General features: G+C 51.8%; 20 protein-coding genes. 7 read left to right on the top strand and 13 right to left on the bottom strand.

Annotated features, from left to right (window positions below; all coding sequences use genetic code 11):
• Positions 1-8 precede the first annotated feature (8 nt).
• On the bottom strand, positions 9-1,391 hold the full coding sequence (locus TRICHSKD4_RS23860; RefSeq protein ID WP_009759802.1) for a class II 3-deoxy-7-phosphoheptulonate synthase: 1,383 nt from the start codon (positions 1,389-1,391) through the stop codon (positions 9-11).
• A 321-nt stretch (positions 1,392-1,712) separates the two neighbouring features.
• Between TRICHSKD4_RS23860 and TRICHSKD4_RS23855 the strand changes: the two genes are divergently transcribed.
• Complete coding sequence (locus TRICHSKD4_RS23855; RefSeq protein ID WP_009759800.1) at positions 1,713-2,447, top strand: VIT1/CCC1 transporter family protein; 735 nt, start codon at positions 1,713-1,715, stop codon at positions 2,445-2,447.
• 227 nt (positions 2,448-2,674) lie between these two features.
• Here the strand turns inward: TRICHSKD4_RS23855 and TRICHSKD4_RS23850 are convergent.
• From TRICHSKD4_RS23850 to TRICHSKD4_RS23835, 3 genes are all read right to left on the bottom strand, one after another.
• Positions 2,675-4,026, bottom strand: a protein-coding gene (locus TRICHSKD4_RS23850) for an IS3 family transposase (RefSeq protein WP_247642859.1) whose coding sequence is annotated in 2 segments (ribosomal slippage) — positions 2,675-3,688 and positions 3,691-4,026 — 1,350 coding nt in all. Because the reading frame shifts where the segments join, the coding sequence is not laid out codon by codon here.
• Positions 4,027-4,076: 50 nt separating this feature from the next.
• Entirely contained in the window at positions 4,077-4,367 is a 291-nt protein-coding gene (locus tag TRICHSKD4_RS23840; RefSeq protein WP_009759798.1) for a helix-turn-helix domain-containing protein, read from the bottom strand.
• A 161-nt stretch (positions 4,368-4,528) separates the two neighbouring features.
• Complete coding sequence (locus TRICHSKD4_RS23835; RefSeq protein ID WP_009759797.1) at positions 4,529-5,119, bottom strand: gamma-glutamylcyclotransferase family protein; 591 nt, start codon at positions 5,117-5,119, stop codon at positions 4,529-4,531.
• A gap of 75 nt (positions 5,120-5,194) precedes the next feature.
• Between TRICHSKD4_RS23835 and TRICHSKD4_RS23830 the strand changes: the two genes are divergently transcribed.
• Positions 5,195-6,388 carry an aminotransferase class V-fold PLP-dependent enzyme gene (locus TRICHSKD4_RS23830; protein WP_009759796.1) on the top strand — a complete coding sequence of 398 codons (1,194 nt, stop codon included), beginning with the start codon at positions 5,195-5,197 and terminating at the stop codon, positions 6,386-6,388.
• Between the two features lie 120 nt (positions 6,389-6,508).
• On the top strand, positions 6,509-8,068 hold the full coding sequence (locus TRICHSKD4_RS23825) for a GGDEF domain-containing protein (protein WP_168157069.1): 1,560 nt from the start codon (positions 6,509-6,511) through the stop codon (positions 8,066-8,068).
• Between the two features lie 69 nt (positions 8,069-8,137).
• Here the strand turns inward: TRICHSKD4_RS23825 and gor are convergent, their stop codons facing one another.
• The 3 genes from gor to rpiA all read right to left on the bottom strand — a co-directional run bounded on the left by gor (position 8,138) and on the right by rpiA (position 10,939).
• Positions 8,138-9,514 (bottom strand): glutathione-disulfide reductase, encoded by a 1,377-nt coding sequence (gene gor / locus TRICHSKD4_RS23820; protein WP_009759794.1) that lies wholly within the window; start codon positions 9,512-9,514, stop codon positions 8,138-8,140.
• 161 nt (positions 9,515-9,675) lie between these two features.
• Positions 9,676-10,194 (bottom strand): DUF2059 domain-containing protein, encoded by a 519-nt coding sequence (locus TRICHSKD4_RS23815; RefSeq protein WP_009759793.1) that lies wholly within the window; start codon positions 10,192-10,194, stop codon positions 9,676-9,678.
• A gap of 55 nt (positions 10,195-10,249) precedes the next feature.
• A complete protein-coding gene (gene rpiA, locus TRICHSKD4_RS23810) occupies positions 10,250-10,939 on the bottom strand; it encodes a ribose-5-phosphate isomerase RpiA (RefSeq protein WP_009759792.1) in 690 nt (229 codons plus the stop codon).
• A gap of 188 nt (positions 10,940-11,127) precedes the next feature.
• On the opposite strand from rpiA, the gene TRICHSKD4_RS23805 reads away from it, so the two are divergent.
• Positions 11,128-11,796: an HAD family hydrolase gene (locus TRICHSKD4_RS23805; RefSeq protein WP_009759791.1), complete on the top strand. Its 669-nt coding sequence runs from the start codon at positions 11,128-11,130 to the stop codon at positions 11,794-11,796.
• Positions 11,797-11,976: 180 nt separating this feature from the next.
• A complete protein-coding gene (locus tag TRICHSKD4_RS23800; RefSeq protein WP_009759789.1) occupies positions 11,977-13,860 on the top strand; it encodes a lipopolysaccharide assembly protein LapB in 1,884 nt (627 codons plus the stop codon).
• 57 nt (positions 13,861-13,917) lie between these two features.
• Here TRICHSKD4_RS23800 and TRICHSKD4_RS23795 read toward each other — a convergent pair whose 3' ends face one another.
• The 3 genes from TRICHSKD4_RS23795 to TRICHSKD4_RS23785 all read right to left on the bottom strand — a co-directional run bounded on the left by TRICHSKD4_RS23795 (position 13,918) and on the right by TRICHSKD4_RS23785 (position 17,480).
• Positions 13,918-14,622, bottom strand: a complete 705-nt coding sequence (locus TRICHSKD4_RS23795; protein WP_009759788.1) for a cytidylyltransferase domain-containing protein — start codon at positions 14,620-14,622, stop codon at positions 13,918-13,920.
• A gap of 39 nt (positions 14,623-14,661) precedes the next feature.
• On the bottom strand, positions 14,662-16,398 hold the full coding sequence (locus TRICHSKD4_RS23790; protein WP_009759787.1) for a B12-binding domain-containing radical SAM protein: 1,737 nt from the start codon (positions 16,396-16,398) through the stop codon (positions 14,662-14,664).
• Positions 16,399-16,733: 335 nt separating this feature from the next.
• Positions 16,734-17,480 (bottom strand): bifunctional 2-polyprenyl-6-hydroxyphenol methylase/3-demethylubiquinol 3-O-methyltransferase UbiG, encoded by a 747-nt coding sequence (locus tag TRICHSKD4_RS23785; protein ID WP_009759785.1) that lies wholly within the window; start codon positions 17,478-17,480, stop codon positions 16,734-16,736.
• Between the two features lie 152 nt (positions 17,481-17,632).
• Here TRICHSKD4_RS23785 and TRICHSKD4_RS23780 point away from each other — a divergent pair, with 152 nt between their 5' ends.
• Positions 17,633-18,322: a TylF/MycF/NovP-related O-methyltransferase gene (locus tag TRICHSKD4_RS23780; protein WP_009759783.1), complete on the top strand. Its 690-nt coding sequence runs from the start codon at positions 17,633-17,635 to the stop codon at positions 18,320-18,322.
• A gap of 314 nt (positions 18,323-18,636) precedes the next feature.
• Here the strand turns inward: TRICHSKD4_RS23780 and TRICHSKD4_RS23775 are convergent, their stop codons facing one another.
• The 3 genes from TRICHSKD4_RS23775 to TRICHSKD4_RS23765 all read right to left on the bottom strand — a co-directional run bounded on the left by TRICHSKD4_RS23775 (position 18,637) and on the right by TRICHSKD4_RS23765 (position 21,133).
• Positions 18,637-19,146 (bottom strand): HAD family hydrolase, encoded by a 510-nt coding sequence (locus TRICHSKD4_RS23775; RefSeq protein WP_009759781.1) that lies wholly within the window; start codon positions 19,144-19,146, stop codon positions 18,637-18,639.
• Positions 19,147-20,097 carry an N-acetylneuraminate synthase family protein gene (locus tag TRICHSKD4_RS23770; protein WP_040617377.1) on the bottom strand — a complete coding sequence of 317 codons (951 nt, stop codon included), beginning with the start codon at positions 20,095-20,097 and terminating at the stop codon, positions 19,147-19,149.
• 223 nt (positions 20,098-20,320) lie between these two features.
• Positions 20,321-21,133: a ferredoxin--NADP reductase gene (locus TRICHSKD4_RS23765; RefSeq protein WP_009759779.1), complete on the bottom strand. Its 813-nt coding sequence runs from the start codon at positions 21,131-21,133 to the stop codon at positions 20,321-20,323.
• Positions 21,134-21,474: 341 nt separating this feature from the next.
• Between TRICHSKD4_RS23765 and TRICHSKD4_RS23760 the strand changes: the two genes are divergently transcribed.
• The gene (locus tag TRICHSKD4_RS23760) at positions 21,475-22,506 is read left to right on the top strand and encodes a GlxA family transcriptional regulator (RefSeq protein WP_009759778.1); all 1,032 of its coding nucleotides are present in this window, start codon (positions 21,475-21,477) and stop codon (positions 22,504-22,506) included.
• The last annotated feature ends 30 nt before the right edge of the window (positions 22,507-22,536 follow it).

Here is a 22,536-nt window from a genome sequence, read left to right as displayed (position 1 = left end):
TCAGGCAATCAACCGTTCACAGCAACCCTGTCGTCACGACGACCATCACGCTCTTTCTTCAGGTTTTCCGCGATAAGGAAAGCCAATTCCAGAGCCTGATTTGCGTTTAGACGCGGATCGCAGTGAGTGTGATACCGGTCACCGAGTTGCTCAGCGGTCAACGCATGCGCACCACCAGTACACTCGGTCACATCCCGCCCGGTCATCTCAACATGAACACCACCAGCGTGAGTGCCTTCTGCACGGTGGACTGCAAAGAAAGCTTCCACTTCCTTCAAGATCCGCTCGAACGGACGGGTCTTGTAGCCATTCGCCGTGACAGTGTTGCCATGCATCGGGTCACAGGACCAGACAACAGTCTTGCCTTCACGCTCAACAGCACGAACCAGTTGCGGCAAATGGTCAAAGACCTTGTCTGCCCCAAAACGCGCGATCAGGGTCAAACGGCCAGCTTCGTTGTCCGGATTGAGAACATCAATCAGTTCAAGAAGACCATCCGGGGTCATGGACGGGCCACACTTCAGACCAATTGGGTTTTTGATACCGCGGAAGAATTCAACATGAGCATGATCCGGCTGGCGTGTCCGGTCACCAATCCAGATCATGTGTCCAGAAGTCGCATACCAGTCGCCAGAGGTTGAATCGACGCGGGTCAATGCTTCCTCATAGCCAAGTAGCAGAGCCTCATGGCTGGTGAAGAAATCAGTCGACCGGAACTGCGGAACAGACGAGCTGTCGATACCACATGCACGCATGAAATCGAGTGACTCGGTAATCCGGTCCGCCAATTCCTTGTACCGATGGCCTTGCGGGCTGTCGGAAATAAAACCGAGCATCCACTGATGCACCTGATCAAGATTGGCAAAACCACCTTGCGCGAATGCACGCAGAAGGTTCAACGAGGCAGCAGACTGCCGATACGCCATCGCCATGCGCGATGGATCCGGAACCCGTCCCTTTTCCGTGAACGCGATATCATTGATGATGTCACCACGGTAGCTCGGCAACTCCAAACCATCTTTTGTCTCGGTATTGGACGAGCGCGGCTTGGCAAACTGACCTGCAATCCGACCGACCTTCACCACTGGCTGGCTGGCAGCATAAGTCAGGACAACAGACATCTGCAGGAACACGCGGAAGAAGTCACGGATATGGTCCGGATGGTGTTCAGCAAAGCTCTCGGCGCAGTCGCCACCTTGCAACAAAAACCCCTTGCCAACTGCGACATCGGCAAGCTGTTTTTTCAGATCACGCGCCTCGCCGGCAAACACCAGCGGCGGATAGGTCGACAAACGCTGCTCAACGTCTGAAAGGGCCTCTTGGTCGGGATATTCCGGCACCTGCAAGATCGGTTTCGATCTCCAGCTGTCCGGTGTCCACTTCTCCGCCATTTTACCAACTCCTAGCCTGGGATCGGGCAGTCCCACATTGTATGTTTTTAAGCCCGCGATACAAATCTTGCGCAACCCCTCGTCCGGACGAAGGAAACGTGCGGCCTTATACACGTTCAAGGATCGGAAAACCACAGCAGAAACAGCTTGGTTAAGCCGACAATCCTGTTTCTCTCAACCGTGGCACAAACGCAACGGCACATTCCCGGTGAGACAAGCACTCAGAGCACAAAGGTCGGTACGGTTTTGCTGAATATCAATGCCCTAAATTAGAACACCTCTAAATTGCTCGAATCTGACACAAATTCAGCGAGGGCGACCATGAGCACACAGCCATCTCTTGAGCACAGCCACGATCCCGCCGCCATTGAACAAAGACTAAGCGCAGGGCCAAAGATCAGCTATCTCAGGGATTGGGTTTATGGCGGGATCGATGGCGCGGTCACCACATTTGCAATTGTGGCAGGTGCCGTCGGCGCCAATCTTTCTGCCACGATTGTCCTCGTTCTGGGTGTTGCCAACCTTCTGGCGGATGGTTTTTCCATGGCCGCTGCCAACTATTCCGGCACCAAGTCCGAAAACGACGATTTCGACCGGCTACAAGAGATCGAAGATAAGCACATTCGCCATGACCCGGAAGGCGAACGTGAAGAGGTGCGTCAAATCTATCGCAACAAGGGATATGACGGCGAAGAACTGGAAACGCTTGTTTCCATTCTGACCTCTCGAAAGGCGGCCTGGATCGAAACCATGATGCAGGAAGAATATGGGCTCTCCAGTGCAACGCGCTCACCTTTAAAAGCAGCAGGCTCAACATTTGTCGCGTTTGTGGTCTGTGGCAGCCTGCCGCTTCTACCTTTTGTGATTGGCATGACGGCGTCCACTCAGGCAACCATCATCCTGACTGCCCTCGCCTTCTTCCTGATCGGCTCCACAAAGGCGAAATGGTCCACACAGCACTGGTTCTGGTCCGGCATGGAAACGACTGTGATTGGGCTGTCCGCAGCAGGGATTGCCTATCTGGTCGGCTACCTGTTGCGTGGGCTGACGGGCTAGAAAATATTGGCACACGGACCAAGTGAGTTATGCTCGAGAAAATGGAGAGAGCGCAGTAATAAATATTGACTTCATCTACGATCTTATGCCTAGCACTTAGGCGAGTTTCAATTAAATCTCTGACCTAGAATAATTCTTATCGAGGCCCACTATTGTCCATCGTCAGGGATTTTTGGACAGATATGAGTTTTGTTTAAGGGAGTATCTGGCTCATCTGTTTGTCGATATTAGGCGGCCTGTTTGCGGTGTTGCAAGCGGCGTTGTTCGATGGTGCTTTGTTTGATCCTTTCTCGTTTGCGCAGGATTTGTTCGCCGCGCCCGAAGTAGACGTCAGCGGGTGTGAGGTTCTTCAAGCTCTCGTGATATCGGTGATGATTGTAGTGGCTGATGAACTTGCTTATTTGGGCTTTGAGGTCACCGGGCAGGAAGTAGTTCTCCAGAAGGATCCGGTTTTTCAAGGTCTGATGCCATCTTTCGATCTTGCCCTGCGTTTGGGGGTGGTATGGGGCTCCACGCACATGGTCCATGCCTTTGTCGTCGAGCCAGTCGGCCAGCTCACCGGCGAAGTAACTTGACCCATTGTCCGACAACAGTCTTGGCCGGTGGCGGACACTGGCCTGATTACAGCCTGAAGCCTGTAAGGCCAGTTCCAACGTATCCGTGACATCACTGGCCAACATCGTCGTACACAGCTTCCACGCGATGACATAGCGGCTGTAATCATCAAGGATTGTTGACAGGTAAAACCAACCCCAGCCAATAACCTTCAGATAGGTGAAGTCTGTCTGCCACAGCTCATTGGGCGCTGTGGTCTTGTTCTTGAACTCGTCAGCTGCCTTGACCACGATAAAGGCCGGATTGGTGATGAGGTCATGGGCTTTCAGCAACCGGTAAACACTGGCCTCAGACACGAAGTACTGCTTTGTGTCCGTAAACTGGACAGCCAGCTCCCGAGGTGAGAGTTCCGGTTCTTCCAGGGCCAGATCAATGACCTGTTGGCGGATATCATCGGGGTTCCGGTTCCAGACCCGTGCAGGCATGGGGGCCGTGTCCTGCAAGGCATCTATGCCACCGGTTTGATATTTGTCATACCAGACGTAGAAGGTTGACCTTGGAATACCCAGCCGATCCAGCGTCTGTCTGACTGGAAGATGGGACTGCTCCACCAGTCGAATGATTTCAAGTTTCTCGGAGGCGGGATATCTCATTCGTCGTCGACCCCATCCCCGATCATGCTTTTTTTGAGAAGGCGAAGTTCCAGAGCCTGTTCTGCAACCACTTCCTTCAAGTCCCTCGTCTCTTTGCGAAGAGACTTTACTTCATCAGAACTGGCTTCACGAGCTGCGTCCCCAGCAAGCCGTTTCTTGCCCGCTTCCATGAAGTCCTTGGACCAGGAATAATACTGGCTCTGGGCGATACCTTCCTGGCGGCAAAGTTCTGCAATGCTGTCTTCGCCTCGAAGACCAGAAACCACTATGCGGATCTTCTCTTCAGCGGAAAACCGACGGCGGGTCTGGCGTTTGATGTCTTTTACGATCCGATCCGCATCGTCGGTCACTCGGTCCTTCTTTCGTCTCATCATTTGCTCCTGAGTTAGCAATGATGAGCCAAAATCACCCCCTTACGAAATCAAACCAATTTGTCCATTAAGCGCTGACGGAGGACACCTTCAATTAGCCCATTGTCAGCAACTCCATATACCAACACGCCGCCCGAACTGGTGTTGGAAAACATAGAGTAATATTCACTCAATCCCGAACGATTAACACGTCTGACGCTTTTGTACTCAACACGTCCGTCTTCTGAAAAACGAGGTACTCGCTCTTCGGACAAGTTCAACCAAATATCCCGCGGCTCCCAAAGCGCATCAATAGCCGCCTCAGAATCATAGTCCCACAATGAAAGCTGCTCTTCGGTCATTATCAATATATAGTGTAATGAGCACTACTCATCACACTATATCTCCCAGATTTTCTCTAATACATCCGACAGCTGTTGTAACAGGAATCGAACTCACCTGCATAATAACGCCTATGACATTTGCGACCATGATAGTGCGCACCATTTCTTGAAGCACCTATTCATAATTTCAGGTAACGAACGCTCAAGTCGTTCAGCCGTTGATCAAATTCAGCCAGAAGATCATCCCCGATAACCTGGGCACGTGGATAAATTGGCGCTTGGCGATCTTTCAAGATTGGAACATGCCATCCATCTGTTGTTTTTAGAAAATGATCGACGCCCTCAAGTCCCCAAAAGGCATGAAAGCCTTGCAAAACGCAGTCGACATAGCTTTGAAGGATTGGATACGCGTCACTTCCCCATCCATAATGCTCAGGGCGTGATCGATAGAGAAACATGTCTTGTGGGCCAGCTTCTTTCTTGGCGTCACAAAGAAACGCCGGTCCGATCCCAGCAACACGGTGATACTTCGCCTCCCGCGCATCCAGCTCTGCCAGACGTTCTTTGGGTTCGCGTGCGAGCACCCCGCGAATTGTCACCCCCGGCTTTGGAGCTACTGAAAGCGCGCAAATCCCACGACTGAATTCAGTGGTTCCCCAGATGCGCCACTCGCGCACCCATCCCTCCAGTTGGCCGGGAACGACCTGCGCCCCTTCCGGCAGGGTTTGTGTGTTTACAAGGGAGCCGTAGCCAAAATAGGAAATTGTCATGGCGGGGTTCTACCTGCGCAAAAGAATGGCGTAAAGTCTGACCGACTCGCCCTTCTTGTTTTTCGGATCAGCGCAATGAAACACGCCTCCCCCCTCACACCTGACGAGGTTGCCCGGCTTCGCACAGAAACGCCCGGCACCAAATCCCGCATTCATTTCAACAACGCCGGAACAGGTCTGGCTCCGAATCCGGTGCTGGACGCTGTGAAGGCTCATCTTGATCTTGAGGCAGAGATTGGCGGGTATGAAGCTCATGAGGCCGCCGCCGAGGCAGCTGATGCCTTTTACGCAAACATCGCAGAGATGATCAACGCAAAGCCCACCGAGATCGCCTATATCGAAAATGCGACCCGGGCGTGGGATATGGCCTTCTACTCTATCGATTTCAGGCCCGGAGACCGGGTGATTACCGGGCGCGCCGAGTATGTATCCAACTATGTGGCGCTTCTTCAAATGAAGGAGCGAAAGGGCATAGAAATTGACTTAATCGAGGATGACGAACACGGGCAGATTGATCTTGTTGCGTTGGAAGCAGCTATCACTCAGAAAACCCGCCTGATCGCCCTCACCCACATTTCCACCTTTGGCGGCCTGATCAATCCGGCCGAAGCTGTTGGTGTCATCGCCCGCAAACACGGAATTCTCTATCTGCTGGACGCTTGCCAATCGGTTGGGCAGGTCCCACTGGATGTTGAAACACTCGGATGTGACATGCTCTCCGGGACAGGGCGAAAATATCTGCGTGGCCCGAGAGGCACAGGGTTCCTTTATGTCAGCAGCAAAATTCTGGACCGGCTTAATCCAGCGTTCATCGACCTGAAGGCAACAAACTGGCTGGATGCGAATACTTATGAGCTCAAGCCGGATGCAACCCGGTTTGAAAACTGGGAACGCTATGTGGCGGGGCAAATTAGCCTAGGAGTCGCAGTGCGCTATGCCCTCGATTTTGGGATCGATCGCCTATCTGCACGCATTTGTTCACTTGCAGAGACCTTAAGGTTAGAACTCTCAAACATTCCGGGCATCTCGTTGCATGACAAGGGACTGAAAAAGGGCGGCATTGTCACGTTCATGAAGGACGGCGAGACACCGCAGCAAACACAGGCCCGTCTTGCAAAAGAGAACATAAATGTCTCGTTTTCCCGAGCAAGCTCCTGCCAAATTGACCTGCCTGCCCGAGGACTGGAAGCCCTCGTGCGCGCCTCCGTTCATGCATTCAATACCGAGGACGAAATCACCACCTTTGTTGAGTGCGTTCGCAAATCGTGAAGCGTTCAAACACCCTTTGGGGAAAAGAACAGATTAGCTCGGCAGGCCCAGTCTGGCAGGCGTAGGGAAACGTTTAGCCTTCTGGTTTAGGTTGGCAAAAACGACTGGCGAGCAATGAACGTGACCGAAAGCACGAGCACTCCTACACCTTCAGGGCAGAAGAAGCGGAAGCTATCCATTTCAAGCCTTGCGTTTCTGTTGGCGGGCCTTCTGATTGCCGTCACTGCCAGCAGCCTCTTGTTTGTAGGGCATGTTGCCTCAACTGCTTCAAGTTACCAGACGATCCAGAACGAAAAGGCTCGCCTTCAAAGCGCGATCACCAACCGCTTGAACATGTTTGTTCAGGAGCAGCTGACGTTTGCCCGGTCAGACGAGACTGTAAAAGAGCTGGTCCGCAAACAGAATGTCCAGTTTGTTCTGGAGAAGGTCGAGCGCCTGTGGAAGGACTATCGGCACAATCGCACCTTTATTGTGACCGGCGATGACCGCATCCGCGTAGAAGGATTTGCCGACTACACCCACATCACCAACTCGGCGTTGGCAGAAACCCCTGCCCTCGTCCCGATTGTGTCACGCACGCGAACACTGTTTGAAACCAACCGGGTACGGGTGCCAGGTGGCTATGGCCATCAGTCTCTTCTCGGGCTGCAAACCGAAGACTACGCGACAGCCGGTTTTGCAGTCATTGACGACCGTGTCGCCATGATCAGCGCCGTTCCCTTGATGCCCGGAGATCACACGGTTTCGCTGCCTGATAAACGCGCAACCATTTTGATCTCGGCCATTTTCGTCGACGGAGGGCTGCTGAAAGATCTGACGGGTGACCTTTCCGGACTGGGCACAACTGTCTTTACAGAGCTGGGTGGCTCTCTTGCACTGGATGGATTGACGTTCAGAGCAGGTCTGGAAGCTGCGGACGACATGCCGAACTGGTCAATCCAGACCCTCAACGGCGATAACCTGGGCATTTTCGAGTGGACCAGCAAATCGCAAGGGGCGTCGATCTGGCCAACAGTAATCCCTGTCGTCCTGCTGCTAAGCCTTGCCCTGTCGGTCCTTGCGTTCGGAATTGCGTGGCGTATTGGACACCTGACAAACTCCTTGCAGGACAGCGAGAGCAAGAACCGGTTTCTGGCGCATCACGACACCTTGTCAGGCCTTGCCAACCGTTTGATGTTCAATCAGGAGTTGGAGCGCGCCGTTGGACATCTGCCTGCCAATGCGTTTGCCCTTATGCATTGTGACCTTGATCGCTTCAAAAGCGTCAATGACACCTATGGCCACGCAGCTGGAGATATCGTGATCAAAACGGTTGCTGAGCGCCTGAGAGACGCAATTGGCAAGGATGGCCTCGTCAGCCGGACTGGCGGTGATGAGTTCGTGATCCTGTATCACCGGACGATCAGCAAACCGGTTCTGAGCAAACTTGGTCTCGAAATGATCAAGTCGATCAGCACCCCTATTACACTGGACAATGGCGTTCATGTGAGCGTTGGCTTGAGCGTCGGCATCTCCATCGCCCCTAAGGACGGACAGGACGAAGAAACTCTGGTTGGTGCGTCCGACTATGCCCTCTATCACTCCAAGGATGAGGGCCGTGGATGCGTCGCCTTCTTTGGTGAGAAGACAGTTCACAGCCCAACCGAGGACACAAAAAAGGCTGCAGCGAATACGGGATAGCGCTGCAGCCTTTCCTTGAATAAAGGCGCGCGAAATTCAATCGCAAGCGACTTTATTGCGCAACTTTCCTTAACCTCGGATCTTTTCGGTTGGTTCCCGCATGGTCACAAGCTCCTCGGCTGCTGTCGGGTGGACTGCGACAGTGCGATCAAAATCCGCCTTGGTTGCCCCCATCTGAACCGTAATTCCCAAAACCTGAGCCAATTCACCTGCATCCGGACCGAGCACATGCACGCCTAGAACCTTGTCGGTATCCGCATCGACAATCAGCTTCATCAGCATCTTCTCGTCGCGGCCGGACAAGGTGTGCTTCATCGGCCGGAATGAGGATTTGTAGATGTCGATATTCGGCGTCTTCTTCAGCGCATCTTCCTGCGACAGACCAACAGTCCCTAGCTCCGGCTGCGAGAAAACCGCCGTTGGAATAAGACTGTGATCAACGACCCACGGCTTGTTGCCAAAGATTGTGTCAGCAAAGGCATGTCCTTCGCGAATGGCAACCGGCGTCAGGTTTGCCCGATTGGTCACATCCCCAACAGCGTAGATCGACGGGACAGAGGACTGGGATGTTTCATCAACTTTGATGGAGCCGTCTTTCTCCATTTCGACACCTGCAGCCTCAAGACCCAAATCCCGCGAGTGCGGTTTGCGGCCAATGGCAAACATGATCTGATCCACCTCAAGACGCTTGCCTTGTTTGGTGCCTCCAATCAGCGTTCCGTTGTCCTGCTTTTCAATGGAGGTGAACGTGTCTTCGCAAATGACACGAATGCCCTTCTTCTCCATCTCTTCATGAACAGCCTGCCGGAAGTCCATGTCGAAGCCGCGAAGGATTTCCTCGCCGCGGTAAATCAAAGTGGTCTCAACACCAAGTCCGTTGAAAATCCCGGCAAATTCCACGGCAATGTAACCACCACCTGCAACAACAATGCTGTTTGGCAGCTCGCTCAGATGAAAGGCCTCATTGGAGGTTATGACATGCTCGCCGCCTGGCAAGGAAAGATCGACATTCGGCGTCGCACCAACAGCCACAAGAATGTATTTCGCTGTAATCGTCTGCCCGGTCGACAAAAGGCGCACCTCGTGCGGGCCTTCAATAATGGCCCGGCTGTCATGCATTTCAACGCCGGTTCGATCGAGGTTACGACGATAAATGCCCTCAAGGCGCGTGATTTCCTGATCCTTCTCATCGATCAACTTGTCCCAGGAAAACGAGCGCTCCCCTACACTCCAACCGAACCCTTCTGCATCTTCAAATTCCTCTGAGAACTTGGAAGCGTACACAAAGAGCTTCTTGGGAACACAGCCTCGGATAACACAGGTGCCGCCATAGCGATATTCCTCTGCCAAACCGACTTTGGCCCCATGTGTTGCAGCAATACGCGCAGCGCGAACACCGCCCGAACCGCCACCAATTACAAAAAGATCATAGTCGTACTGGCTCATGAAACCTCACCTGTAGCGTTGGTCATTTTGGCTGGAACACCACGTTTAGAGCATGTGGTCGCTTGATGCCATATTGTAGATCAGCCTCAAAAAACAAGGCCGCAGAAGCGGCCCTGTCAAATGTTTGAACGGCTTGTGAGAACCGAACGGATATTGCACGTTTATTCCGCAGCAGGTGCTGCAGCGCGCTTATCCAGTTCTTCACGAACCAGCGAAACCATTTCGGTAGAAATGGCATCCTGCCATTGGCGAGCAGCCCCAATCGAAAGAGCTGTGATAGTCGGGCCATTTTTTGTTAGTTTCGCCCCCAGCGGGCTTTGATAGAAGACTGCCAACTCACGCAGTTCTTCCTCGGTGAAGCGACGCGCCCAGACTTCATAGATGATGCCGTTGAGATCACCGCGCTTTGCGGCCAATTGCAGAGCTACTTCGTTGGTAACGTCAATGACTTCCTGCGTACGGGACGGGTCAGACTGGATGAACAGCGTCCGGGTCTGTTCTGCCAGAAGCGGAAGAATATCATCAAACGTGCTCAAGGAATCGGTGACCGCAACCACTTCACGCGCTGCGTTCAGATGGCTTTCGGTAAACTCGTCTTCCGCAGCAGCTGGAGTATAACTTGCAACCATCATGACCGCCGCGAAAGCAGACCCGAGCGGGATGAGTGACTTGAGGTTCATTTCCAAACTCCATTCCGGCTTTGGGATCGGCCCAAAACCCTAACCAAATACGCTTTTATTTTTCGAGTGTAATTACACTATCTGCCGTCGCAACATAAGCCTTGCTTGCAAGACTGATGAAAAGACCGTGTTCCACAACACCGGGGATCGCAACCAGCTTTTCCGCCAGGCCGGAAGGATCCGGAATCGCTTGAAGGTGGGCATCGAGGATGTAATGACCGCCATCTGTGACGAAAGGATGGTCATCACCACCCCGTAATTCCAACTGCGCAGGCAGCACCATCCCTTTCAGAACCGCCTCAATCGCAACGCGAGTGGCACCCAATCCAAACGGATTGACTTCAATCGGCAACGGGAATTGTCCAAGGACATCAACGGTCTTGCTTTCATCGGCAATGACGATCATCCGATCTGAGGCAGCGGCAACAATCTTTTCGCGCAACAAAGCGCCGCCGCCGCCCTTTATCAGGGCAAGTTCAGGACCGATTTCATCAGCGCCGTCGACAGTCAAATCAAGGGTTCCAAGCGCATCCAAAGTTGAAAGACGAATGCCCTCTTGTTCAGCGAGTTCACGTGTGCGCTCGGATGTCGGAACACCAACAACATCCAGCCCATCACGTACTTTCTGCCCAAGAGCCTTGACGAAGAATTCAGCCGTTGATCCGGTTCCGATACCAAGTTTCATGCCGGACGACACGTCATCAGCTGCCCGCTCTGCAGCCTTTTGTTTTTGTGTGGCGCTCATGCACCCCCCATTCAAGGACAGCTTTGCCGTTAGGCTGTCAATTTTGCAGGCTGCTTAACATGCTCTGCAAGTCATGGTCCAGCAAAAGAAGCGCTGAAAAAGGCACTCTTGAGCCGCTTGGCGCTTTTTGGAAAAAGAGCTAAACCACGGGCAACTCGCAGTTTATTCAACCAATACTGGACCAGCGAATGCCCCTAGCCGTTTTTGACCTTGATGGGACGCTTGTTTCATCAGCTGAAGATCTGATCAGTACGCTTAACTACGTTCTGAAAACGGAAGGACTTGAAGAAGTTGAAGTCGCCCCCTTTCGTCCATGGGTCGGGTTCGGTGCCAAAAAACTGATGGAAAAAGGATTTGCGGCCAATGGACTGGAGACCACCGCAGAAAAGTTGGACGCGCTGTTGCCAAAATTCCTCGACCATTACGAACAGCATATGGCCGTCAAAACCCGATTGTTTGACGGGGCCAGACCAGCCCTCGACGATCTGATCGCGCACGACTGGACGCTCGCTGTCTGCACCAACAAATCCACCCGCCTGACAGGTCCGCTTCTGGAAAAGCTGGAGATCGAACACCTCTTTGCAGCCGTTGTCGCCGGCGACACCTATGCGAATGCCAAACCCCACGCGGAGCCGCTTCTGGGAGCTATCCAAACCGCTGGTGGGACGATTGAGACAAGCGTCATGGTTGGGGACACCTCCACCGACATCAATGCGGCCCGCGCGGCCGATGTACCCGTGATTGCGGTGGACTTCGGGTATTCACCGGTTCCCATTCAAGACCTGAAACCTGATCACATCATCTCGCATTTTGACGAGCTTTTTGGTGCCATCAAAACACTACTTCCAGAGCAGTAGATCCCGCAGCCATAGAACCCAGAGCTGATTGCGGTTTTGCCAATGCGTCCGCTGAATACCAAAACAACAGGGAAATCCCCAATATTTCGGCCAGAAAGCCCATGGTTCTTCTGATGTCACTCACAATCCTTGCTACCATGAAAGCCGAATCCTTGTCTCCTTCTCAATGATCGGTGTTCCATGCGCTCTGCTGCTCAAAAAGCCAAACCGGCGACCACACTGGACAAGCTCCGCGAGGGGCTCACTCTTCAGGGAGCGGGTGAGTACGAAAAAGCGCAGCGCATCTACAAGCAAATCCTGAAAAAACAACCGAACAACAAGGACGCCCTGCACCTATTGGGTGTTTCTTACCGACAACTTGGGTTTCCGAAACGAGCAATCGAATTCATCACCAAGGCGATCAAACTGGATCCCAATCAGGGCTCCTTTTATGCAAATTTGGCACGGGCAAAATCCGACCTACCGAATATCCCGGCTGATGAAATTCTTGAGCTATCAGAAAAAGCGATAACGCTCGACAGCTCGCTGCCCGAGGCACACAATCTCAGGGCCTTGGCTCTTAAGAAGCTGGATCGGAATGAGGAAGCCGAAGAGCTTTTGAAGAAGCTCGTTGAGCTTTATCCGCACAACCCGGAAATCAACAGAAACTATGGTGTTTTGCTTCGCGAACAAAAACGCTTTGAAGAGGCATTAGATTTTTTCATCACCGCAATGAGGTTCCAGCCGAACGAAGTCGAAACAATCGTTGAAATTTCGCGGTGCCGAACGGAACTCAAACAGCACGATGTTGCAGAGAAAGAACTATTCATTGCGCTGAAAAGAAACCCAAATAACGGGAAGCTGAAACACGAGATCGCCCGACTTATGTTTTCTGTCAGCCGTGTCGCCGAAGGGCTCCCTTATGCCCTAGACGCAGTTCGGGACAACCCCAATGACCACCAGCGTCAGGTCACGCTTGCAGTTCATTATCTGAAAAGCGGAAACCCTCATAAAGCACTGAAACACCTCACGGAGGCTAAGCGGCTTACACAGGGTATAACCACCAACATTGACTGGAACATTTCCCTCACCTTCCTGGCACTGGGCGATCTTGAAAAAGGCTGGGCCCTTCACCCAAACCGGTTTATAGGATCCGGTGTTCCAGGGGTAATCAAGCGCACATTCCCAGAGCATCGTGTTTGGCTTGGCGAGGATATCTCCGACAAGACAATCCTTGTATGGACGGATCAGGGTGTTGGCGACACAATCAGAAGCGGAACCATCTTTCCGGACCTGATTAAGGCGGCAGGAAAAGTGATCTACGAGGGCCCCCGCAAAACGCATGAGATGTTCCGCCGCGCCTTTCCCGAAGTTGAAGTCCGTGTGCCAAGTGTTGGAGAAGCTCCGGACTACATTGCAACTGCTGACGATTTTGACTGCCAAATCTGCATTTCCGATCTGGCGCGATATTTTCGGGGCAGTATCGCGGCCTTTCAAAAGGCCCAAACTCCAGCGTTCACTTTCGACCAAAACCGAGCCCAGGAATTGCATGCTCGGTTGGGCGATCGAGCCAATGGCCCAATTGTCGGGATTGGCTGGAGATCCAAAAATCTCGATACAGCTAGAGCGCGGTACTATCTCTCTGTCATCGACTACCTGCCCATTGTCCAGATAGATGGCGTTACCTTCGTAAACCTCCAGTACAAGAGCATTGATCGGGAGGTGAAGTATCTGATCGAACGCACAAATGGAAATGTCGTGGACTTTCCTGACGTTGATCTGTTCGACGATCTGGACGATGCCATGGCCTTGACGTCCATTTGCGACATTGTAGTTTCCCCAAGCACTACAGTTGCAGTGCTTCCTGGGTTACTCGACATGCCGGTTATCCGTTTTGGCGACTATGACAGTGTAGGCCAGCTTGGCGAAGATTACTTACCTTGGTTTCCATCCACCAAGTATTTCGTCATTGATGAAGAAAAAACCACAGCCGAATTTGTGCCCACCATCAAAAACGCTCTTCTAGAAAAACTAGCGGACGTGAGTATTGACGATAGACTTAGAAGGATCGGCCTGAAATCCTGATTGAAGAAGAGGCGCTGTCATTTAAAGTCCGCCAAATTGGTCGCGAGAACTCAGCCTTTATACATAACCTTTTTCGATCAGGAATTCCGCATAATGGAATTCTGCAATCGTATCTATGTCGACAGTGCGAACTGAGTGCGGCAAGACATACCCGACTGTCTTGTCACATATCATCATCGCGCTCAGATCATCCACGTGGTCTGCGCCGATGACCATCGCCCATGCCGTCATTTGATAATGCTCAGGATAATCCTGACGTCGATAGTAAATGTCGGGATCATAATCGATGACCGACTTCAGATGGCCACCAGCTGTCTTTTCAACACACAAAAAAGGGTGGGTATCCGGTTGCTTCAGACCAATCAGGCTGTGGCAATCTTCGCTTTCACAGAAAAAGCGGATCACATCAGTCAACATATCGGGTGTGCGGAATGGATAGGTTGGATACAGCACCATAACAGCGTCAATGGGTTTACCGTTTTCGCGCAACGTGCGTACAAATTCTGAGACAACAGCCTGCATAGTGGTGTCAAATAAGCCAAGGCTCTCGGGGCGTTTATAGGGAATTGCACCGTGTTGCTTGCCAATCTCAAGGTATTCATCACTGTCGCTGTTCAGATACACATCGCAGATGGCATCGCAGGACAAGGCAGGTTTCACGCTATGTGCGAGAAGTGGCAATCCGTTCAAAGGCTTAATGTTCTTGTTTCGCAGCCCCTCACTGCCCGCACGGGCCGGGATCATTGCGACAATATTCTTCATCTGAACTCCAGCACGAACCAGCTACTACGGGCCAAAGCCCTAAAATCCCAATACAGCGTCCAGATCTCCAGAATCCAGTTTATTTCGAATTTCGACAAACTGATCGTCTGGAATATTGCTGAAATTCAACGGACGACCGGATTGATTGGTGATCATTTTCGTCGCGTCGTTCAATTCCAGAACATAGGTCTTGAAGTTTTCGTCCATCACAGGCTGTTTGGTATTTGGATCAAAACGCAAACTGAAGACATCCGACAAAACCTCCCGGACTTTTTCGTGTCGGAACATTTCCGTTCCCGGATAAGCTGTCGCGGTGAACACCGAAGTGTTTATCGATTGCAACGCGGTCTCATACGCATCCGTTCCGGGCGCATGACCTTCGGTCACAAACTCCTGCTGCCATTTGATAAATCCAAGACTGGTTTGAAGGTCCTCCAGCCGCTCCCCCGGATAACCCATAATCCAGGTACAATTGGCTTGGATCCCCGCTTCCAAAGTGTTGCGTATACCCTGTGTCATAGCCCTGGGGAATTCGAAGCCGCCGATCCGCTCAAGGCCAACAGTGAGCATAAATCCGCCCTTGCCCATTTCCTCCAGTGTCATGGGTGACGCAGATTCCGCTCCAAAACCGATATACATGCATCCAGCCCGTCGCATTTCGCGAACTCTCAACACCTCGGCCGACTTATACCCCCCGTCACGCGTCGGACGCAGGTCTGCAGCCTCATCCAACCGCCCATGCGCGCCCCACCTCAACTGGCCAGCCGCCGCATAAGGCTCAAGAATATCCGCCAGCTCCGAGATCCGTTTCGGACTGACCATAAAATTATCATCCAGCAGCCCAACAAAATCGACGCCATATCGCGCCTTATAGTCCATGAATTCCGCAGCAAGGTTTTCGGCACTTCGTACACCATAATTGCGCTCACCCTGAGCACCACGGAAACAAAACTTGCAGGCAAACGGGCATCCCCGGCTGGAGACCGTCGAAATGCTGCGAGACATTTCAAAACTGGTTGCCGAGCTATTTTTGGCTTGCCCCCCCCAAACAGGCACCGAAAGGTATTCCTCCAGAACCTTGAAACCATCAACATCACTATCTAGAAGGTCATAGGCAGGATGCGGCAACGCATCGAGATCTGGCGTGCGCCCACCGTGATAGTAGAATCTGGGCCGTCCATTTTGAACTTCCTGAAGAAACGGCGACAGCTGCCCGCTCAGTCTGGCACTCTCCAGTCCCCTGTCTCGAATAGCTTTCGCATCCAATGCGATTTTAAGGATAATATCATCGCCTTCGCTGTGAGAAACAGCATCCAGTTCGGGGATCCAATCGAACAGCCCAGTGCGAAATTGTGTGGCAAGACCACCGCCGCTGACAAGGATTGCATCTGGATCAAGCTCCCTCACCATCTGAGCAACTTTGGTTTGCCAAGACAGTGTCGTGATCAGACCCGACAAACCAATCAAATGTTGCTCACCGGCTTTAGCAAGCGTTCGTTCAATCAGCCCCCGAGCCTCCTGGTATGACAGACAGCGACCGGAAGTCAGACCCCGCTCTGCTGCAACCTGATCCTTGATCCTGTAGATATTGAGATCGATGATCGTCGGTTGGGCCCCATATTCACGCAAACGCGCAGCCAGCAATGCCGGTCCAAGGGGCGGATTGTTCGGCTTGGCTTGCTCCCTGATCGGCATATTGATGAAGGTCACCTTCACACCGCTCAGCGCAGTCGGACTCAAACTGTCAAGAAAGCGATTTGGTAGAACCAGGTTCATGCCTTCAGCTTACCTCTTCCAATTGCGTCTCCTGTCCACCGACAAGCAGAAAAATGATCTGTCTGGAGGTTATCGGAACTCGCATTTCAAGAAGATGCTGATCGCAGACAACACACAATAAGCTTTCGGTTCTGCGATCATACCGATTCTGCCACCACAGCAGGAATAGCGTGTCACGACCACCCTAAGGTCACAAGCGCTAATTCTCGGCATATCCAAAGGTTTATGTACGAAGAACCCTATAAAAACCAATTATCTATACTGGAAAACATACCAATAGAGACTGCAACTCAATGTAGTTCCGTAGGACTTGATAGGTAGGATTCAAAAACCTGTCACCGTTTGTGGCAAATCCCATAAAGGCACTCGGTATCAATGCCCGTAGTCAATCGTGCCCTATGTGTGACGATCTCAACAGCAGTTGGTGCGAAATATCGTTGCAGAAGGGCAACAAAGTCAGGTTTGGTCAACTCCCCGAGATGATGAGGATTTTTCGGATTAGGTCCCGAAACACCGGACAGCGCCACCGGACTACTAACAACCAAAACCCCTCCGGATTTCAATGCTTTATGAAAGGACCCTACAAGTACGTCCTGAAACTCCAGTTCAATATGCTCCAATCCTTCAATACACCCAATGATATCGAACGCCTCATTCGGGAGAACGGGTTTCTTGAGGTTCCCCCGCCTAAAACTCTTATCGGGTGCTCCATAGACTTTTTCGGCATATTCGATCGAGATCGGGTCAATATCCAGTCCCTGATAGCGAACACCAAGCGCGCCGAGCACCTCCGATCCATAGCCGCTGCCACAGGGAAAGTCCAAAACACTCAATCCCGGACGGCAAAAGAGGCCAACTTGCATGTAGCGCGCTTTGTGCCGGGCGATTGTGTCTTGCATGTCGATACCGGGAATGTCAGTCGCCCTTACCTCGACAGCCCGCCCGGATTGCAATTGAAACGTTTTGTCTGTGAGAAAGAGCCGTTCTATATCTGCTCCGCCGCGCTTGATCACATCGATGTCCATGGCAAGAAGCTCTTCTCCATCGCAGATAATTCGCAGCCCATTTTCAGAACGATTCATTACAGAACAACTTCCTAGTCTCGCTCAACCAAATAATTCACGAAATCCAAGAACTCCCCATAAAAAGTTTCAAAAGCATAGATATGAATTGACAATGCAACCAATGATTGCAAGTCTAAATTTTGCCACACTAACCTAGGGGAAACACTGACTTGCAGATCAAAGCTCCCCCTTACAGTTCAATTCAGGGCCTAAACCCGGCCGACATCTGGGACTACGAGAACGGATACCATTGGTTCTCTGATCCTACCCGCATTAACAAAGTCCTTGCTCAATATGAACTCTACAAGAAGATAATCGACTTGCCGGGAGATATCTTAGAACTAGGCGTCTTCAAAGGACTATCATTACTTCGTTTCGCCAGCTTTAGAAATTGTCTTGAAGACCAATCGTCAAGAAAAATCTTTGGTTTTGACACATTTGGGGAATTTCCGACGGACCAACTCAGCCATCCTGGTGACTTGGCCTTCATTAAAAATTATGTAGCTACAGCGGGGTCGGGGCTCAAGGTTGAGGATTTAGAAACAATACTAGCATCCAAAAACCTGCAGAACATTGAGCTGATCGCCGGAAACATTCTTAAAACAATCCCGGAATTCCTTGCACAAAAACCAGCTATAAAAATTTCCATTTTGCATCTCGACATGGATGTTCTTGAACCGACAGCCTTTGCTCTTGAGCAGCTTTACGACCGTGTTGTGCCCGGAGGTCTCCTAGTTTTTGACGACTATCAAGCCGTGGTAGGTGCGACGCTCGCCATCGACAACTTCATTACAAAAAAGAGCCTTCGACTGCAAAAACTACCATACTACAGCGTTCCGAGTTTCGTCGTGAAGCCATGAGCTAAGCTGTGCGGACGAATTAGAGAAGCATTTCGTCCTGATTTTTCGGGTTGACTAGGCGCGATGGATTCCGTGATGCATCCAACCACCAAGGCACAAGCAAGACTGCCAGAGCCTACAATACCAATCTCAAATGGTTTTATCTCTGGAAAAGTTTTGTTCCCCCAACTTTTGGGCATTTTCCAGACCATCTACTTCGAAATCTTCGAATGAGGCTCGGGTATTCAGTCTGCGGCCTGCTCCTTGTTCACCAGAACAATCCCCTCCATCAAACTACTCAAAACTTGGCTGGGTGTGTTCACAACGAAACTCGATCAGGCTTTCAGATCATTCTTGATCAAATAATCGCAAAGCTCACGCAGCGCCCCGTCCCCACCCTTTTTGTCAAGGCAGAGGTCCGCTGCGCTAAGGACATCGGGATGTCCATTTTTCGGTGCGACACCAAGACCGCAGGCTTTGATGCATTCCAGGTCGTTCACATCATCACCGATATAAACGATTTCTGACCACTCCAGCCCTTCACCCAAACGCCACTCGTCCAAGACAGGAAGCTTTTCCTTGATGTTATGAAGGACATCCATCTTGAGCTTTCGAGCTCTCGCGGCCACGACCGGGTTTTCTTCGCGTGACAGGATCATCAGACGAAGTCCTCTTGCCCGCAGCATTTCAATACCCAACCCATCGGCGCGACTGCAACGAACAAACTCTCGTCCATCCTGATCCAGGAAAACCGAATTATCGGTGTGCACCCCGTCAAAATCTGTGATCAGTGCACGATATTTGACGGTCCCATGTAGCGCCGACCCATCGGTTGCGTCACCCATTCAGGACACCTTATTCAACAAGGCTTTCCGGCGTAAGGCCTCGCTCATATCCACCCACTTCAACTTGCGCCGTTGCTCAACTTCGATATCAAGCACATCGGTGTATTTGTAAGACACTGCGGAACAGACATCATCAAGATTGGAGCGAAGTTTTGCCAAATCATCCGGCTCAAGGCTTGCCGCATGATCCGTCCCCTTCCACGACCGGTCGAGCGTAAAATGGCGCTCAATATATGCAAATGGGCTGGACGCATGCGTTTTCACGCCTGCAATCCCGATCGCCGCAGCCGCCATATCGATGGCAACGCCCTCATGGTGACCGGAAAAACCATACGCTTTTACTCTGTCGCCGAAACGTTGCTGCAAGGCATTGATCTCAAGAAGACAAACTTCGCTTGGCGGAACTGGATAACCGGATGTGCAGGCGTAAAGCACCACATCTTTTGCGCGGCCCATCTTTTCGTAAAATGAAATGCAGGTATCAACCTCGTCTCGCGTGGTCATGCCCATAGAGACATGGATCTCGCCATCAAAGTTGCGGCATAAAAACTCCTGAACCTCAAAATTCTGGTTTGTTGCCGAGGGCACCTTGATCATCTCGGGCCGCAGGCTTGTTATTTCCTCAGCAGAAATCACATCCCAGACGGAGGTCGAGTAAACAATCCCTTTCCGTTGACACTCCTCTATCAGTTCCTTGTGCTGAGGCAGAGTAAACTCAAGAAATTCACGATGCTCACCGTAAGTCCGGCCATAAGAATTGGCAGGCACCGGATGTGGAGCATCGTAAACACTGGTTGGCAGAAGGGATCTGTTATGGCGTTTTTGAAACTTTACCGCCTCGACTTTACAGTCTCGGGCGGCGATCTCGATCATCTCGCAGGCAATATCCATATTGCCTTTATGATTGCAGCCAATCTCCGCGATGACGTTAATTCCACTGGATGAAGTCATGGACGGTCGAGTCTCTTTAATACACAGCAACACTCCAATGAGGTTAGCAGAGACTCATGCTGAATGGCTGCAATTTATGTGGTTTTTCGCCACATCATTCAGCGTTATCCAACGGAAGGTCCTGACCCCCCCCGTTTTATGACAATATCCTGCTTGCAAACGCTGTTTTTGCTGCCATTGCGAATCTACTTGGCAAAACAACAGGTGCGGGAAGCGAACCTATTTACCCAACAAACGCCCGCTCAACCACGAACTCAGCAGGCTTGTTGTTTGCCCCTTCGTTCAAACCTGCTTTTTCAAGCAGCGCCTTGGTATCACGCAGCATATCCATTGACCCACAGATCATGCCACGGTCGATGGCAGGGTCCAGCGGCGGCACCCCGAGGTCTTCAAACAATTTGCCGCCTTCAATCAGGTCAGTGATGCGGCCAATGCGCGGAAAATCTTCGCGCGTAACGGAGGTATAATGAACCAGTTTGTCTTGCGCGTATTCGCCGATCAACGGGTCACTTAGTGTCTCTTCCACCAATTGCTCGCCATACTTCAGTTCTGCCACTTCCCGACAAGTATGGGTCAAGATCACCTGATCGAACTTCTCGTACGTATCCGGATCCCGGATCAGGCTGGCAAACGGTGCAATGCCGGTGCCGGTTGAGAACATGTAAACGCGTTTGCCCGGGATCAGTGCGTCATTGACCAGCGTTCCCGTCGGCTTCTTTTTCATCAACACAGCGTCGCCCGGCTGAATCTTTTGCAGATGCGACGTCAAAGGTCCGTCCGGAACCTTGATGGAAAAGAACTCCAGCTCCTCGTCCCAGGCAGGGCTTGCAATGGAATAGGCGCGGTAAAGCGGCTTGCCGTCAAGCATCAAGCCAATCATGACAAACTCGCCGGACCGGAAGCGGAAGCTCGATGGTCGGGTCATGCGGAATTTGAAAAGCCGATCCGTATAATGCTGAACGGATTTCACCTCTTCAACAAACACACCGGCTGGGGCGACGGCCTGCAAATCAGCAGGCTTGGCAAGGGCATTCATATGTTTCGCTTTCTATTCACAAGCAGGAGCATAGTTTTCCTACCACTTAGCACCCGGTCAGCATTGACTTGAAGCAAAACCAACCTCCAACGAGCGCGCAATGAGGAATAACGATCTCAATATCGCACGTCCAGCAAATTGCCCAAGCTACTCATCAGACCTGCCGGCTCCCAATCCAGACACGCTAACTCAACCCTAGAGTTAGGTGCAACGCAACAATCACACTCACAATCGAATACAATGTGATCACATGTTTTTTGTTTGACAGCTTCTTAAAAAGAGATCAGTGTTGCTAAAGAAAAAAAAAATATTACTGCACCTTCGGCGCGGGAAGCAAGTAAATGCGAGACAACCAAAAAGAAGAACCAGGTCAAACAATAGCACTCGTTGTCACTGACCGATTTTCGATGATTGCATTTTCGTCGGTCGTGGAACCACTACGATTGTCTAACCGCCTATTGGGCCGTCCATTTTACCAATGGACAACATACTCAATGGACGGAAATCCCGTAACAGCCAGCAATGGCTGCCAGATTAACGTCGATAAATCCATCAAAGAACTTGATGACGCGGATGTAACACTGGTCTGCAGTGGTCTGGATGTTGAGCGCCTCCCCCTCGATCCAGAGCTGGGAAAACGCCTTCGCCGGCTAAATGCCATGGGTCGTACCTTTGGGGCAGTCTGTACCGGAGCCTACCTCCTCGCTCGCTATAACCTGCTTGATGGACGGCGGTGCACAATTCACTGGGAGAACCTTCGGTCCTTGCGCGAAGAGTTCCCGGATGTTGAAGTGACGTCGGACATTTTTGCGATTGATCGCAATTGCATCACCTGTGCGGGCGGAATGGCGTCACTCGACATGATGCTGCGACTGATTGCGATCCAGCATGGCGCGTATCTCGCACATGAGATTTCCGAAATCTCTCTTTATCAGAACATGCGGTCCGGCGAATCCGCCCAGCGTCATGACATTGAAGCGCGTACCGGCATCTCCAACGCCAAGATTCTTGATGCAATCCGTATCATGGACCTCCACATTGAGGATCCGCTGAGCTGCCAGCAGCTAGCCATGACGGTGAGCCTCTCTCCACGCCAGTTGGAACGCCTGTTCCGCCGCCACTTCAATTGCACGCCGGGCCAGTATTATCTGCGTCTACGGCTTGAAACCGCGCGCGACCTGTTGCGCCGGACCAGCCGTCCTGTGCTGGATGTCGCTTTGGCCTGTGGTTTTGCCTCCACCTCACACTTCACCAAATGCTACCGGGAGCGGTTTCTCTGCACGCCAACTGAGGAACGGCAGTCCTATCAATGGGCCAACAAGGCGCAGGCCAGTGGGCCTCAAGGTCGCTCATCCCGCATGACTGCAAAGTAAAAAACAATCGTCATTTCAAACGAAAACGGG

Origin of the sequence: Roseibium sp. TrichSKD4, from assembly GCF_000148725.1 — a bacterium.
Lineage (GTDB): Bacteria > Pseudomonadota > Alphaproteobacteria > Rhizobiales > Stappiaceae > Roseibium.
This window is presented reverse-complemented; position numbering and strand designations above follow the sequence as displayed.

Coding starts and splice junctions, on each gene's coding strand:
- TRICHSKD4_RS23775 (WP_009759781.1), bottom strand. CDS start 19,146: ATGGGTGACGCAACCGATGGGTCGGCGCTACATGGGACCGTCAAATAT.
- TRICHSKD4_RS23785 (WP_009759785.1), bottom strand. CDS start 17,480: ATGAATCGTTCTGAAAATGGGCTGCGAATTATCTGCGATGGAGAAGAG.
- TRICHSKD4_RS23855 (WP_009759800.1), top strand. CDS start 1,713: ATGAGCACACAGCCATCTCTTGAGCACAGCCACGATCCCGCCGCCATT.
- TRICHSKD4_RS23800 (WP_009759789.1), top strand. CDS start 11,977: ATGCGCTCTGCTGCTCAAAAAGCCAAACCGGCGACCACACTGGACAAG.
- TRICHSKD4_RS23770 (WP_040617377.1), bottom strand. CDS start 20,097: ATGACTTCATCCAGTGGAATTAACGTCATCGCGGAGATTGGCTGCAAT.
- TRICHSKD4_RS23835 (WP_009759797.1), bottom strand. CDS start 5,119: ATGACAATTTCCTATTTTGGCTACGGCTCCCTTGTAAACACACAAACC.
- TRICHSKD4_RS23790 (WP_009759787.1), bottom strand. CDS start 16,398: ATGAACCTGGTTCTACCAAATCGCTTTCTTGACAGTTTGAGTCCGACT.
- TRICHSKD4_RS23860 (WP_009759802.1), bottom strand. CDS start 1,391: ATGGCGGAGAAGTGGACACCGGACAGCTGGAGATCGAAACCGATCTTG.
- TRICHSKD4_RS23815 (WP_009759793.1), bottom strand. CDS start 10,194: ATGAACCTCAAGTCACTCATCCCGCTCGGGTCTGCTTTCGCGGCGGTC.
- TRICHSKD4_RS23805 (WP_009759791.1), top strand. CDS start 11,128: ATGCCCCTAGCCGTTTTTGACCTTGATGGGACGCTTGTTTCATCAGCT.
- rpiA (WP_009759792.1), bottom strand. CDS start 10,939: ATGAGCGCCACACAAAAACAAAAGGCTGCAGAGCGGGCAGCTGATGAC.
- TRICHSKD4_RS23760 (WP_009759778.1), top strand. CDS start 21,475: ATGCGAGACAACCAAAAAGAAGAACCAGGTCAAACAATAGCACTCGTT.
- TRICHSKD4_RS23765 (WP_009759779.1), bottom strand. CDS start 21,133: ATGAATGCCCTTGCCAAGCCTGCTGATTTGCAGGCCGTCGCCCCAGCC.
- TRICHSKD4_RS23795 (WP_009759788.1), bottom strand. CDS start 14,622: ATGAAGAATATTGTCGCAATGATCCCGGCCCGTGCGGGCAGTGAGGGG.
- gor (WP_009759794.1), bottom strand. CDS start 9,514: ATGAGCCAGTACGACTATGATCTTTTTGTAATTGGTGGCGGTTCGGGC.
- TRICHSKD4_RS23830 (WP_009759796.1), top strand. CDS start 5,195: ATGAAACACGCCTCCCCCCTCACACCTGACGAGGTTGCCCGGCTTCGC.
- TRICHSKD4_RS23840 (WP_009759798.1), bottom strand. CDS start 4,367: ATGACCGAAGAGCAGCTTTCATTGTGGGACTATGATTCTGAGGCGGCT.